This window comes from Azospira inquinata, from assembly GCF_018905915.1.
Classification (GTDB): domain Bacteria; phylum Pseudomonadota; class Gammaproteobacteria; order Burkholderiales; family Rhodocyclaceae; genus Azospira; species Azospira inquinata.
The window spans coordinates 2164726-2179552 of record NZ_CP064782.1 but is presented as its reverse complement, the minus strand read 5'-3'; the positions used below and the strand labels follow the sequence as shown (position 1 = coordinate 2179552).

The window sequence follows — 14827 nt, the reverse complement described above, 5'->3', positions numbered from 1 at the left end:
TCATGCAAGGCAATGAAAACCGTCATGGGGGCCCCATGGCGCCCCTGGCCCTGGCCGCCCTGGGGGTGGTCTATGGAGACATCGGCACCAGCCCCCTTTACACGGTCCATGAAATTTTCGCCGGGGCCCACCATCCGGTGCCCGTCAGCCACGACAATGTGCTGGGCATTCTTTCCCTGATTTTCTGGTCCCTGATGATTGTGGTCTCCCTCAAATACGTGGCTTTCATCATGCGGGCCGACAACAAGGGGGAAGGGGGGGTCATGGCCCTCATGGCCCTGGTGCTGCGGGGCGCGGCGGGCAAACCCTACGCCCACGGCCTAATGCTCCTGGGCCTTTTCGGCGCCGCCTTGTTCTACGGGGACGGGGTCATCACCCCGGCGGTGTCCGTGCTGTCGGCGGTGGAAGGCCTGGAAGTGGTCACCCCGGACTTCAAGCCCTTCATTCTCCCCATCGCCCTGGCGGTGATCCTCACCCTCTTCCTCTTCCAGCGCCACGGCACCGCCAGCATCGGCAAGCTGTTCGGGCCGGTGATGACGGTCTGGTTCGCGGCCCTGGCCCTCATGGGGGTGGTGAGCATTGCCCGCTATCCGGCGGTGCTGGCGGCCCTGGACCCCCGCCATGCCCTGGGCTTCATTGCCGCCGATCCCCGCCTGGCCTTTCTCTCCCTGGGGGCGGTGGTCCTGGCCCTGACCGGGGCGGAAGCCCTCTACGCGGACATGGGCCACTTTGGCCGCCAGCCCATTCAGTTGGCCTGGTTCGGCCTGGTGCTGCCTGCCCTGGTACTCAATTACTTCGGCCAGGGGGCCCTGCTCCTCACCCACCCGGACGCCATTGAAAACCCCTTCTACCGGCTCGCCCCGGACTGGGCCCTGATGCCCCTGGTGGGGCTATCCACCCTGGCCACGGTAATCGCTTCCCAGGCGGTCATTTCCGGCTGCTATTCCATTACCCAGCAGGCCATGCAGATGGGCTACTCCCCCCGGATGGCGGTGCTCCACACCTCGGATAAGGAGCAGGGGCAAATTTACCTGCCCACGGTGAACTGGCTGCTGCTACTGGCGGTCATGGCCCTGGTCCTGGGCTTCGGCTCCTCCTCCAACCTGGCGGCGGCCTACGGCATCGCCGTGACCGGCACCATGGTCATTACCTCCATCCTGGCCTTTATTGTGGTGCGCAGCCTGTGGGGATGGAGCCTGACCATGGGGGCCCTGGTGCTGGGGGGCTTCCTCGTCCTAGACGGGGCCTTTTTCTTCGCCAACGCCACCAAGATCAAGGATGGGGGCTGGTTTCCCCTGGCCTTCGGTATCGGCCTCTTCGTCATCATGACCACCTGGAAAAGGGGCCGGGTGCTGCTGCGCCGGCGCCTGGAAGCGGAGGCCATGCCCATGACCGATTTCATGGCCAGTCTGGCCCTGAGCCCGGTGCCCACCACCCCGGGCACGGCCATTTTCATGACCCCGGACGCCTCCATGGTGCCCCATCCCCTGCTCCACAGCCTGAAGCACTACCAGGTCATCCATGAACGGGTGGTGCTGCTTTCCGTCCATTTCATCGACACCCCCTATGTACCGGAGGGGGAACGGCTAACGGTCAGCCACCTGCGGGACAATTTCTGGCATGTGGCGGTGAATTACGGTTTCAAGGATGAACCGGACATTCCCCTGGCCCTGGACCATTGCGCCGCCCAGGGCTTGCCCCTGGACCTGGCGGAGGTGTCCTTCTTCCTGGGCCGGGAAACCATCATTCCCCGGCTCGGCGGCCAGCTGCCCTTGTGGCGGGAAAAGCTCTTCGTCGCCCTGTTCCGCAACGCGGGTAGCGCCACGGACTTTTTCAAGCTGCCCTCCAACCGGGTGGTGGAACTGGGGAGTCAGGTCACCCTCTAGGGGGGCGAAGCCACGGTTTCGAGCCACCACCGTCTTCTCTGGCGACCCTCCCCAAGGGGCCTTCGGGCCCCTTTTTCATGGCTGAAGGAGGACAGGGGCCCCGGCCCGTGGCATTCTTCACCCCCTTGCCCTGTCTGCCGCCCGCCCCCGCCATGCCCGTTTATACCGTTGCCCCTGAAGAAGTTACCCTGGAAGCCATCCGGGCCCAGGGGGCCGGGGGGCAAAACGTGAACAAGGTGTCCTCCGCCATTCACCTGCGCTTCGACATCCGGGCCTCCTCCCTACCCGACTGGCTCAAGGAGCGGCTGCTGCGCCTGGGGGACCAGCGCCTCACCCGGGACGGGATACTGGTCATCAAGGCCCAGGAATTCCGCACCCAGGAACAGAACCGGGCCGCCGCCCTGGAACGGCTCAACGCCCTGGTGGCGGAGGCCGCCCATACAGACAAGCCCCGGCGCCCCACCCGCCCCTCCCGGGCCGCACTGGGGCGGCGCAAGGAAAGCAAGCAGCGGCATGGGGAAATCAAGCGGGGACGGGGCAAGGTGGCCTGGTAGGCAGATCGGGCCCCCCTGCCCTATGGCCAGCCCGGGGCCACGAGCACGTAGGGTGATACGGGAGCCGTCCTTGCCCCAGCAAGCAGAGGGTTGGGTTTTGGGTTTTGGGTTTTGGGTTTTGGGTTTTGGGTTTTGGGTTTTGGGTTTTGGGTTTTGGGTTTTGGGTTTTGGGTTTTGGGTTTTGGGCGCCCCTTCCGTCGGAAAGGGCGAGGAAACGTGGGAAAATGCGCCCCCGACGGGCCCAGCCGGTTTTTCGGCCCCCGGTCTTTTTTCGTTTCAGGAGTTTTTGCCGCCATGAACTGGCCGACCTTCAAGCAACGCTTTCTCATCACCTTTTGGCCTCCCGTGCCGGCCATCATCGCCGCCGGGGTGCTGGCCGCCTACTACTTCGGCATCACCGGCACCTTCTGGGCCGTGACCGGGGAATTCACCCGCTGGGGCGGCCACCTGCTCCAATTCGCCGGTTACCACCCGGAAACCTGGACCTATTTCAAGCTCATGCACTTTGAGGGTACGCCCCTGGAACGGGTGGATGGGATGATGATCCTGGGCATGTTCGCCGGTTGCTTCGCCGCCGCCCTGTGGGCCAACAACGTCAAGCTGCGCCTGCCCCAGCATCCGATCCGCATCGCCCAGGCCCTGGTGGGCGGCATCATTGCCGGCTTTGGCGCCCGTCTGGCCATGGGCTGCAATCTGGCCGCCTTTTTCACCGGCATTCCCCAGTTTTCCCTGCACGCCTGGTTCTTTGCCCTGGCGACCGCCGTGGGCACCTGGTTTGGCGCCCGCTTTACCCTGCTACCCCTGTTCCGGGTACCCCTGAAGCTGCAAAAGGTGAGCGCCCCCACGCCCCTGCAACAGGATCCCCGCCAGGCGGCCCGCCGCTTTCGCCTAGGCATGGTGGTGTTTCTCGCCTTTCTGGCCTGGGCGGGCAGCAAGGTGGGGGCCACCCCCAAGCTGGGGCTGGCAGCCCTGTTCGGACTGGCCTTCGGCCTAATCATTGAACGGGCCCAGGTCTGCTTCACCTCCGCTTTCCGGGATTTGTGGATCACCGGCCGTACCCAGATGGCCAAGGCCATTCTCCTGGGTATGGCGGTGAGCGTTATCGGCGTCTTCAGCTACGTGCAACTGGGAGTGGCCCCCAAGATTATGTGGGCCGGGCCCAATGCGGTACTGGGGGGACTGCTCTTCGGCTTTGGCATTGTGCTGGCCGGGGGCTGTGAAACGGGCTGGATGTACCGGGCCGTGGAAGGCCAGGTGCATTACTGGTGGGTAGGTCTGGGCAATGTGATCGGCTCTACCCTGCTGGCCATTTACTGGGACGATCTGACCCCCCTTCTGGTCACCCCCTACGCCAAGGTCAATCTGCTGGAAACCTTTGGCCCGGCAGGAGGCCTGCTGGTCACCTATCTGCTGCTGGCCGTCGCCCTGTTGGCCGTGCTGTGGTGGGAAAAACATTTCTTTGCCCGTAAAGCGGCCCAGGAGGCCCTATGACCCAAACCCCGACCCAACCCGCTTCCCTGCCCGCCCCCGATTTCCGCCTGGATATGCGGGGGGAGCCCTGTCCCTACCCGGCGGTGGCCACCCTGGAGGCCTTGCCCCAGCTGGCTCCGGGCCAGGTGCTAGAAGTGGTGACCGACTGTCCCCAGTCCATCAACAGTATTCCCGTGGATGCGAAAAACCACGGCTATGAGGTACTGGAGGTGGTGCAGGACGGCCCCACCATCCGTTATCTGATCCGCCGCTGAAAGGGGGGACTTCCCCCGGGGTGGAGGTCTTGCCCCCTCTGCCCCATAAAAAAGCCCGGCCGAAGCCGGGCTTTTGCTTGAGTGCAGGACTCGGGGGAAATTACATCCCCATGCCCATGCCACCCATACCGCCCATGCCGCCCATATCGGGCATGCCGGCAGCAGCAGGCTTGTCTTCCACCAGTTCGGCCACCATGCAGTCGGTGGTCAGCATCAGACCGGCCACAGAGGCGGCGTTCAGCAGGGCGGTGCGTTCCACCTTGGTGGGATCCAGCACGCCCATGGCCACCATGTCGCCGTATTCGCCGGTGGCAGCGTTGTAACCGAAGTTACCGGAGCCTTCCAGCACCTTGTTCACCACCACGGAGGGTTCGTCGCCAGCGTTGGCCACGATTTGGCGCAGGGGTTCTTCCACGGCACGCAGCACAATCTTCATGCCGGCGTCTTGTTCGTGGTTGGCACCCTTCAGGGAGCCCACATTGGCACGGGCGCGCAGCAGGGAAACACCGCCCCCGGGGACGATCCCTTCTTCAACGGCGGCGCGGGTAGCGTGCAGGGCATCTTCCACGCGAGCCTTCTTTTCCTTCATTTCCATTTCGGTGGCAGCACCCACCTTGATCACGGCCACACCGCCGGCCAGCTTGGCCACCCGTTCTTGCAGCTTTTCCCGATCGTAATCGGAAGTGGCGGCTTCGATTTGGGCGCGGATTTGGGTCACGCGGGCCTTAATGGCGTCTTCCGTGCCGTCGCCGTCGATGATGGTGGTGTTTTCCTTACCCACTTCGATGCGCTTGGCTTGGCCCAGATCTTCCAGGGTGGCCTTTTCCAGGGACAGGCCCACTTCTTCGGAGATCACTTGACCGCCGGTGAGGATGGCGATGTCTTCCAGCATGGCCTTACGACGGTCGCCGAAGCCAGGAGCCTTGACGGCCACGGTCTTCAGGATGCCGCGGATGTTGTTCACCACCAGGGTGGCCAGGGCTTCCCCTTCCACGTCTTCGGCGATGATCAGCAGGGGACGGCTGGCCTTGGCCACTTGTTCCAGTACCGGCAGCAGATCCCGAATGTTGGATATCTTCTTGTCGAAGAGCAGCACATAGGGGTTTTCCAGGATGGCGATTTGCTTATCCGGATTGTTGATGAAGTAGGGGGACAGGTAGCCGCGGTCGAACTGCATCCCTTCCACAACTTCCAGTTCGTTTTGCAGGGACTTGCCGTCTTCCACGGTGATCACGCCTTCCTTACCGACCTTTTCCATGGCCTGGGCGATGATTTCACCGATGGAGGCATCGGAGTTGGCGGAAATGGAGCCGACTTGGGCGATTTCCTTGGTGGTGGAACAGGGCTTGGACAGCTTCTTCAGCTCATCAATGGTAGCTTCCACCGCCTTGTCGATACCCCGCTTCAGATCCATGGGGTTCATGCCGGCGGCCACGTACTTCATGCCTTCCCGGACAATGGCTTGGGCCAGCACGGTAGCCGTGGTGGTGCCGTCACCGGCCAGATCGGAGGTCTTGGAAGCCACTTCCTTGACCATTTGGGCGCCCATGTTGGCGAACTTGTCCTTCAGTTCGATTTCCTTGGCCACGGACACACCGTCCTTGGTCACGGTGGGGCCGCCGAAAGAGCGTTCCAGCACCACGTTACGGCCCTTGGGGCCCAGGGTCACTTTGACAGCGTCAGCCAGAATATTGACGCCTTCAACCATGCGGGCGCGACCGGAATCGCCGAATTTAACTTCCTTAGCAGGCATTGATACTCTCCTCAATAAATCGATTGAACAGGGGGAAAGGAGGCTTAGGCCTCAATCACGCCCATCAGGTCTTCTTCGCGCATGACCAGCACTTCCTGGCCATCCACCTTCACGGTCTGACCGGAATATTTGCCGAACAGCACCCGGTCACCCACTTTCACTTCCAGCTTGCGGACTTCACCGTTGTCCAGCAGCTTGCCGTTGCCCACGGCAACCACTTCACCTTGATCGGGCTTTTCAGCGGCTGCATCGGGGATAACGATACCGGAAGCGGTCTTGCGTTCTTCTTCCAGGCGCTTGACGATCACGCGATCATGCAAGGGACGGATTTTCATAGGATTTAGCTCCTTGTTGCGAAGTTGTACGGTGGAATTTGTCCGGCGTCGGTGCCCCACCCCACCGGGTGTTAGCACTCAACCGTTGCGAGTGCTAATAATAGGGGCGGCTTAGGGGGATTTCAAGCCCTGGGGACGGGAAAATTGTGGGGTGGGGTGATTGGGGAGAAGGTCAGACTCCCAGGCCCACCTCCCCTGTTCCCCGTTTTGCGGAGGCAGCGGCTGGTTCATGCCGTTTCCCCTTTCGGAAAAACATTCCTCCAGCGCCGAAGCATTGGAAGGCCACTCCAGGGCAACGCTCCCCACAACAAATGAAAGGAAAGCCATAGCGCACTTGTCACCCTCATGGTAGTTGGGTTGCTCCGCCAAGCACTGTTAGACTCCGCCCATTACAAAATACCATTCGCCTGTTTCAGGTGATCCACATGTCAACCACGGAAAACCAAATCGAGCTTGATCTGATTGCCAAGCTGGATGACCTCAAATACACCTACCGCCCGGACATCCGGGATCGGGCAGCCCTAGAAGCCAATTTCCGTGAAAAATTTGAAGCATTAAACCGGGTCAAACTCACCGATGGCGAATTTCAGCGCCTGCTCGATACCGTTATTACGGCGGATGTCTATAAAGCGGCTCAGACGTTGCGCAGCATCACGGCTTTCGAACGGGACGACGGCACCCCCTTGAACTACACGTTGGTCAATATCAAAGACTGGTGCAAAAACCACTTTGAAGTGGTCAACCAGTTACGCATCAACACCGATAACAGTTACCACCGCTACGACGTGATGCTGCTCATCAACGGGGTTCCGGTGGTGCAGATTGAGCTCAAGACTTTGGCCGTCAGTCCGCGCCGAGCCATGCAACAAATCGTGGATTACAAGGACGCCCCTGGCAACGGCTACAGCAAGACCCTGCTCTGCTTCATCCAGCTCTTCATTGTGAGCAACCGGGCGGACACTTGGTACTTTGCCAACAACAACGCCCGCCATTTCAGCTTCAACGCGGATGAACGCTTTCTGCCGGTTTACCAATTTGCCGACAAGAACAACAAAAAAATCACCAATCTGGAGGTTTTCGCCGAGCAGTTTCTCGCCAAATGCACCCTGGGCCAGATGATCAGCCGTTATATGGTGCTGGTGGCCTGCGAGCAGAAGCTGCTAATGATGCGGCCTTACCAGATTTATGCCGTGCAGGCCATTGTGGACTGCATCCACCAACGCTGCGGCAATGGCTACATTTGGCACACCACCGGCAGCGGCAAGACGCTTACCTCGTTCAAGGCCTCCACCCTGCTCAAGGACAACCCGGACATCGACAAATGTTTGTTCGTGGTGGACCGCAAGGATCTGGATCGCCAGACCCGGGAGGAATTCAACCGCTTCCAGGAAAACTGCGTCGAAGAAAACACCAATACCGAAACCCTGGTGCGTCGCCTGCTGTCCGACGACAAAGCCGATAAGGTTATCGTCACCACGATCCAGAAGCTGGGCCTAGCGCTGGATGACAGCAACAAGCGCAACTACAAAGAGCGTCTGGAACCGCTGCGCCAGCAACGCATGGTGTTCATCTTTGATGAATGCCACCGCTCCCAATTCGGCGACAACCACAAGGCCATTAAGGATTTTTTCCCCAACGCCCAGATGTTCGGCTTTACCGGCACACCCATCTTCGAGCAGAACGCCACCTATCAGCAGATTGAAGGCCAGCAGGCCAGTTACCGCACCACCGACGACCTATTCCAGCGTTGCCTGCACCAATACACCATCACCCACGCCATTGAAGACCGCAATGTCTTGCGTTTCCACGTGGATTACTTCAAGCCGGAGGGTAAGCACCCACCCAAACCCGGCGAGCCCCTGGCCAAGCGTAAAGTCGTCGAAGCCATCCTCTCCAAGCACGACGCCGCCACCGCCGAGCGCAAATTCAACGCCTTGCTGGCCACCGCCAGCATCAACGACGCCATCGAATATCACGCCCTGTTCCAGACCGTGCAGGAGAAAATACGCAAGCAGAATCCGGAGTTCGCCCCCCTGAATATCGCCTGCGTCTTCTCGCCGCCCGCCGAAGGCAACAAGGACGTGCAGCAGATTCAGGAAGACCTGCCCCAGGAAAAAGCCGACAACCAGCAGGACCCGGAAGGCAAGAAGGCCGCCCTCACCCGCATCATCGCCGACTACAACGCCCGCTATGGCACCAACCACCGCATCGGCGAGTTCGACCTCTACTATCAGGATGTACAAAAGCGCATCAAGGATCAGCAATACCCCAATGGGGACCTGCCCCATGGGAAAAAGATCGACATCACCATCGTGGTGGACATGCTGCTCACCGGCTTCGACTCCAAGTACCTCAACACCCTGTACGTGGACAAGAACCTCAAGCACCACGGCCTGATACAGGCCTTCTCCCGGACCAATCGGGTACTCAACGACAGCAAGCCCTACGGCAACGTACTCGACTTTCGCCAGCAGCAAAAAGAAGTGGATGCCGCCATCGCCCTTTTCTCCGGAGAAAAGGTGGACCGGGCCCACGCCATCTGGCTGGTGGACCCGGCAGCCGACGTGCTGGGCAAATACGAGGCTGCCGTCGCGGGCATGGAACGCTTCATGGAGCAAAAGAACCTAGCCTGCGAGCCCGAGCAGGTTTACAACCTCAAGGGTGACACGGCCCGCATCGAATTCATCACCCGCTTCAAGGAAGTGCAGCGCCTCAAGACCCAGCTGGACCAGTACACTGACCTAGCCCCCGAGCAAAAGGCCAAGATGGAAGCCCTCCTGCCCCGGGACCAATTGCAGAGCTTCCGCTGCACCTACCTGGAAATCGCCAAGCGCCTCAAGGAGCAGCAAGCAAAGGAAGGGGAGCATGCGCCTGCCGAAGTCCAGCAACTGGATTTCGAATTCGTGCTCTTCGCCTCCAGCCTCATCGACTACGACTACATCATGGGCCTCATCGCCCGCCTGACGGCCCAGACCCCCAGCAGCAAGACCACCATGAGCCGGGAGCAATTGATCGGTCTCATCCAGGCCGACGCCAAATTCATGGACGAAGGGGAAGACATCACCGCCTACATCCGCAGCCTGCCCCTGGGCGAGGCGCTGGAAGAAAAGGAAATCCGCGCTGGTTACGAACGCTTCAAGGCTGAGAAAAAAGTTCAGGAACTCACCGGCATCGCTACCAGGCACAAGCTGGACGCCGCCGCACTGCAAGCCTTTGTGGACGAAGTGCTCCGCCGCCGCATCTTCGATGGCGAAGCCCTGAGCGAACTTATGGCCCCCTTGGGGCTGGGCTGGAAGGCCCGTACTCAGGCGGAACTGGCGCTAGTGGATGACCTGACGCCCCTGCTGCACAAGCTGGCCCAGGGGCGGGAGATTTCGGGGTTGAGTGCGTATGAGCAGTAAGGGCAAGAGCGCGATGGGCGAAGATAACAAGGAAAAGTCAGCGCTGGTGCCACGGCTGCGGTTTCCTGAGTTTCGGGAGGCAGAGGGGTGGGAAAACGGCCTCTTGGGAAATTTATCGGAAGTTGTCCGTGGTGGTTCTCCACGTCCGATTGACGATTTTCTCACCACTGACGCGAGCGGTCTTAACTGGCTCAAGATTGGCGATGTGGATAAAGAGGCCAAATACGTCACACGAACCGCGGAGAAGGTCCGACCTGACGCGCTGAGTAAAACGCGAGTGGTAAATCCTGGAGACTTGATTCTCTCGAACTCGATGAGTTTCGGAAGGCCCTACATTCTTCAGGTTGAGACGTGCATTCATGACGGTTGGATCGCCATTACGGAAATCGCCAAGAATACAGAAAGAGACTTTCTCTATTACTCGATCTCGGCACCGGGAAGCCAGAGCTACTTTTTTGATAACGCCGCAGGAAGTGGAGTTCAAAATCTCAACGCAGACATTATTAAAGCTCTGCCCATTAGTTTTCCCTCCACCGCCGAACAACAAAAAATCGCCGACTGCCTGTCTTCCCTCGACGATCTGATCACGGCGGAATCCCAAAAGCTGGAAGCCCTCATGACCCACAAGAAGGGCCTGATGCAGCAGCTTTTCCCCCGCGAAGGCGAAACCGAGCCACGGCTGCGGTTTCCCGAGTTTCGGGAAGCGGGGGAATGGGAGGGGAAAACTCTCGGCGACCTTTCTACTGTTGTACGTGGCGGTTCCCCTCGACCAATCGATGGCTTTCTTACCACAGCAACCAATGGACTGAATTGGCTAAAGATTGGTGACGTGGGCAAAGAAGCGAAATACGTTACGAGGACTGAAGAGAAAGTTCGCCCTGAAGCACTAAGCAAGACAAGAGAGGTTAGCCCCGGCGACCTAATACTCTCCAACTCGATGAGCTTCGGTCGACCGTATCTGATGAAAATCAAGTCGTGCATTCACGATGGATGGATCGCCATAACGGAGCTAAGCGAGCTTGTAGGCAGAGAATATCTTTACTACTTCATTTTTTCGCCAACGAGCCAATCCTATTTTCTGAACAACGCTGCAGGCAGCGGAGTACTGAATCTCAATGCGGAAATAATCAGGGTATTGCCGGTTGTATATCCTCTGCCACCAGAACAAAAAAGAATCGTAGAGTGCCTGTCTTCCCTCGACGACCTCATAACCGCCCAAAGTCAAAAAATCGCCGCCCTCAAAGCCCACAAGAAGGGCCTGATGCAACAGTTGTTCCCGGTGCTGGACGAGGTTCCGGCATGAAGCCGGGCCTACCCTTCGCCGACCTGCCCGCGCTGGCCACCTATTTGCGAGGCGAACTGGAGAACAAGAAAGCCATTCTGCTCTATGCGTACAACGGCACCGGCAAGACGCGGCTGTCGATGGCCTTCAAGGATGCCGGCAAGAAGACGATCCATCGCGATCTGACGACAGAGGACAATACCGAGCAGCCGCTGGTCATTGCAGAAACAGTGGGCGACACGCTCTACTTCAACGCCTTCACCGAAGACTTGTTCCACTGGGACAACGACTTAGACGGCGACAGCGACCGCAGGCTGACGCTAAACGCGGCCTCGCGCTTCTTTGCCGGTCTGGCCGAGCTGGAGATGGATAACCGTATCCGCCCGTTGCTGCAACGCTATGGGGACTTCGATTTCCGCATCGATACGCAGGAATGGGCGGTGCATTTCTCGCGCACGGAGGAAGGTCAAGTCATCGACAACATCAAGGTCTCGCGCGGCGAGGAAAACATCTTTGTCTGGTGCTTCTTCCTGGCCATTGTGCAACTGGCGCTGGACGGTGCGGAGGCTTATCGGTGGGTGAAGTACGTCTACATCGACGACCCGATTTCCTCGCTAGACGAGCACAACGCCATTGCGGTGGCCAACCACCTCGCCCAACTGCTCAAGCAGCCGGACAATAACCTCAAGACGGTAATCTCGACGCACCACACCTTGTTTTTCAATGTGCTGTGCAACGAATTTAAAGGGAAGGCGTTCCGATATTTTCTGAGAAATGCTCCCTCTGGCAGTTATTCACTAGTAGATACATCCGCCACGCCATTCCTTCACCATTTGGCAAGCATTGTTGAGTTAGATACAGCACAAAAGAGTGGGGCTCTCTATACACATCACTTCAACATGATGCGCAGAGTGATGGAACAGACTTCCATTTTCTTGGGGCTTAATGACTGGACCGAATGTATCAGGGTGGCAGGTGATCTAGATGAAACGCTATCCAAGCGGATGATTGACCTTATGAGTCATGGCGATTATTCGCTTTACGAGCCGCGAGAAATGATGGAAGAGAATAAAGCGCACTTTAGGAAAATTTTCCGCGCTTTCCTGAATCGTTACCCCTTCAATCCGGAACTGTTTCCGGCAGCTGCCGAAGAGGAGCCAGCATGACCCAGCTCATCCTCTACACCAGCGAAGACGGCCGCAGTCAAATTCAGTTGCGCGCCGAGGGCGGCACGGTGTGGCTCTCCCAATTGGAGATGGGCGAACTGTTCCAGACTTCCAAGCAGAATGTGGCCAAGCACCTGAAGGCCATTTTTACCGATCAGGAGTTGAGCGAGGAATCAGTTGTCAACCATTGGATGACAACTGCCGCCGATGGCAAGAATTACCGGGTGGCGCACTACAACCTGGATGCCATCCTAGCCGTGGGCTACCGGGTGCGTTCGCCGCGCGGGGTGCAGTTCCGCCGCTGGGCGAGCACGGTGCTCAAAGAGTACCTGCTCAAGGGCTTCGCCATGGACGACGAGCGGCTGAAGCACCCGGATGGCCGCCCGGATTACTTCGACGAGATGCTGGCCCGCATCCGGGATATTCGCGCTTCGGAAAAGCGCTTTTATCAGAAGGTGCGGGACCTCTTCGCCCTCTCCAGCGATTACGACAAGAGCGACAAGGCCACCCAGCAATTTTTCGCCACCGTGCAAAACCTGCTGCTCTACGCGGTGACGCAACAGACCGCCGCTGAACTCATTCTGGCCCGGGCCAATGCGGCCGATCCCCATTTTGGCCTGCTGGCCTGGAAGGGCGCACAGGTACGCAAGCAGGACATCATCGTCGCCAAAAACTACCTGACGGAAGATGAAATCGACACCCTGAATCGCTTGGTGGTGATCTTCCTGGAAACCGCCGAGTTGCGCGCCAAGCGTCAGACCGTGACCCCCATGGCGTTCTGGCAGGAGAACGTGGGGCAGATCATTACCGCCAACGGTTTTCCCTTGTTGAGTGGAGCAGGCGCCATCAGCCATGCCCACATGGAACAGCAGGTGGGCGCCCTATTTCAGGGCTATGACCAACACCGCAAGGGCCTGGAAGCCCAGGCCGCTGACGCCCAGGACGAGGCGGAACTGAAAGCCCTGGAAAACAAAATTAAGCACCGCCCCAATAAAACATCATGACCGATCTGGAAAAACAACAACTGGGCAAGACCCTCTGGTCCATTGCCGATCAACTGCGCGGCGCCATGAGCGCGGACGATTTCCGCGACTACATGCTGGCCTTTCTATTCCTCCGCTACCTCTCGGACAACTATGAAGCCGCCGCCCAAAAGGAGTTGGGGCCAGACTACCCGGAACTGGAGCCGGAAGATCGGTTTAGTCCCCTTTCCTTCTGGTATGCCGATAACCCAGCGGATATCCCTGACTTCGAGAAACAGATGCGCCGCAAGGTGCATTACGTCATCGAACCCCAATATCTCTGGACCAACATTACCGAGCAGGCCCGTATCCAGGATGATGACCTGCTGCGTACCCTACAGCAGGGCTTCAGCTACATTGAAAACCAATCTTTCGCCAGCACGTTCAAAGGATTGTTCTCGGAAATTAATCTGGCCTCTGAAAAATTGGGCAGGAGCTATCCCGAGCGCAATACCCGCCTGTGCAAGATCATTGGCGAAATTGCCAAGGGCCTGGCCCAGTTTTCCACCACCAGCGATGCCTTGGGCGATGCCTATGAATACCTGATCGGCCAGTTTGCCGCCGGTTCCGGCAAGAAGGCCGGGGAGTTTTACACGCCCCAGCCGATATCCAGCATTCTTTCCGACATTGTCACTTTGGACAGCCAGGAACCGGCTACCGGGCAGCGCTCCCAACTGGAGAGTGTGCTGGATTTTGCCTGCGGTTCCGGCTCATTGCTGTTGAACGTGCGCCACCGCATGGGGCCCCACGGCATCGGCAAAATTCACGGCCAGGAAAAAAACATCACCACCTACAATCTGGCGCGCATGAATATGCTGCTGCACGGGGTGAAGGATTCAGAATTCGAAATTTTCCACGGCGATACCCTGCTGAACGAATGGGACCTGCTGCGGGAAACCAACCCGGCCAAAATGCCCAAGTTTGACGCAGTGGTGGCCAATCCCCCGTTCAGCTATCGCTGGGAACCGAACCAGGCACTGAGCGAGGATGTGCGTTTCAAGAACTACGGGCTGGCCCCCAAGTCCGCCGCCGACTTTGCCTTTCTGCTCCACGGTTTTCACTTTCTCAAGCAGGATGGGGTTATGGCCATCATCCTGCCCCACGGGGTGCTGTTCCGTGGTGGGGCGGAGGCTCGCATCCGTACCAAGTTGCTGAAGGATGGCAACATCGACACGGTGATTGGACTACCGGCCAATCTGTTTTTCTCCACCGGTATTCCGGTCTGTATTCTGGTGTTGAAAAAGTGCAAAAAGCCGGATGATGTGCTGATCATCAACGCCGCCGAGCATTTCGAAAAAGGGAAGCGGCAGAACCAACTGCGCCAGAAAGACATCGACAAGATTGTCCGGACCTATCAGTACCGTAAGGAAGAACCACGCTACTCACGCCGGGTCAGTATGGCGGAAATTGAGCAGAACGATTTCAACCTGAACCTCTCCCGTTACGTCAGCACGGCAGAGGCGGAAAAGGAAATCGATTTAGCGGCCGTCCATGCCGAGCTACTCACTCTCGAACAACGACGGCAAGCAGCGCTCGATAAGCACAACGCTTTTCTCCGAGAATTGGGCTTACCCCCCTTACCGTAAAAAAACCCGAGAAACAAAGGGGGCCTACCAGTCGCTTTAGCGAAATACCCCCCAAACAAAACACCCCGGTAGCCAACCGGGGTGTTTTCGTTACAGC

The 14827-nt window shown here is 58.7% G+C and carries 11 protein-coding genes; 9 read left to right on the top strand and 2 right to left on the bottom strand.

The annotated features are described in order from the left end of the window. Window positions 1-2 precede the first annotated feature (2 nt). From Azoinq_RS09985 to yedF, 4 genes are all read left to right on the top strand, one after another. Complete coding sequence (locus Azoinq_RS09985; RefSeq protein WP_216129494.1) at window positions 3-1886, top strand: potassium transporter Kup; 1884 nt, start codon at window positions 3-5, stop codon at window positions 1884-1886. Window positions 1887-1993: 107 nt separating this feature from the next. Continuing rightward, window positions 1994-2440, top strand: coding sequence for an alternative ribosome rescue aminoacyl-tRNA hydrolase ArfB (gene arfB / locus Azoinq_RS09980; RefSeq protein ID WP_332460824.1), 447 nt, complete (start codon window positions 1994-1996; stop codon window positions 2438-2440). A gap of 294 nt (window positions 2441-2734) precedes the next feature. Further along, window positions 2735-3931 carry a selenium metabolism membrane protein YedE/FdhT gene (yedE, locus tag Azoinq_RS09975; protein ID WP_216129496.1) on the top strand — a complete coding sequence of 399 codons (1197 nt, stop codon included), beginning with the start codon at window positions 2735-2737 and terminating at the stop codon, window positions 3929-3931. Then, window positions 3928-4185 (top strand): sulfurtransferase-like selenium metabolism protein YedF, encoded by a 258-nt coding sequence (gene yedF, locus Azoinq_RS09970; RefSeq protein WP_216129498.1) that lies wholly within the window; start codon window positions 3928-3930, stop codon window positions 4183-4185. Before yedE ends, yedF begins: the two co-directional genes overlap by 4 nt. Before the next feature lie 100 nt (window positions 4186-4285). Here the strand turns inward: yedF and groL are convergent, their stop codons facing one another. Then, the gene (gene groL, locus Azoinq_RS09965) at window positions 4286-5938 is read right to left on the bottom strand and encodes a chaperonin GroEL (protein WP_216129500.1); all 1653 of its coding nucleotides are present in this window, start codon (window positions 5936-5938) and stop codon (window positions 4286-4288) included. A gap of 44 nt (window positions 5939-5982) precedes the next feature. Then, window positions 5983-6273 carry a co-chaperone GroES gene (gene groES / locus Azoinq_RS09960; RefSeq protein WP_216129502.1) on the bottom strand — a complete coding sequence of 97 codons (291 nt, stop codon included), beginning with the start codon at window positions 6271-6273 and terminating at the stop codon, window positions 5983-5985. A gap of 425 nt (window positions 6274-6698) precedes the next feature. Here groES and Azoinq_RS09955 point away from each other — a divergent pair, with 425 nt between their 5' ends. From Azoinq_RS09955 to Azoinq_RS09935, 5 genes are read left to right on the top strand one after another with little or no spacing between them, the layout of a single operon-like run. Then, the gene (locus Azoinq_RS09955) at window positions 6699-9674 is read left to right on the top strand and encodes a type I restriction endonuclease subunit R (RefSeq protein WP_216129504.1); all 2976 of its coding nucleotides are present in this window, start codon (window positions 6699-6701) and stop codon (window positions 9672-9674) included. Then, the gene (locus Azoinq_RS09950) at window positions 9664-10977 is read left to right on the top strand and encodes a restriction endonuclease subunit S (protein WP_216129505.1); all 1314 of its coding nucleotides are present in this window, start codon (window positions 9664-9666) and stop codon (window positions 10975-10977) included. Before Azoinq_RS09955 ends, Azoinq_RS09950 begins: the two co-directional genes overlap by 11 nt. Then, entirely contained in the window at window positions 10974-12122 is a 1149-nt protein-coding gene (locus Azoinq_RS09945) for an AAA family ATPase (RefSeq protein ID WP_216129507.1), read from the top strand. The genes Azoinq_RS09950 and Azoinq_RS09945 overlap by 4 nt, the downstream gene beginning before the upstream one ends. Then, window positions 12119-13126 (top strand): virulence RhuM family protein, encoded by a 1008-nt coding sequence (locus Azoinq_RS09940; RefSeq protein WP_216129509.1) that lies wholly within the window; start codon window positions 12119-12121, stop codon window positions 13124-13126. The genes Azoinq_RS09945 and Azoinq_RS09940 overlap by 4 nt, the downstream gene beginning before the upstream one ends. Further along, window positions 13123-14730, top strand: a complete 1608-nt coding sequence (locus Azoinq_RS09935; RefSeq protein WP_216129511.1) for a type I restriction-modification system subunit M — start codon at window positions 13123-13125, stop codon at window positions 14728-14730. The genes Azoinq_RS09940 and Azoinq_RS09935 overlap by 4 nt, the downstream gene beginning before the upstream one ends. Window positions 14731-14827 lie beyond the last annotated feature (97 nt).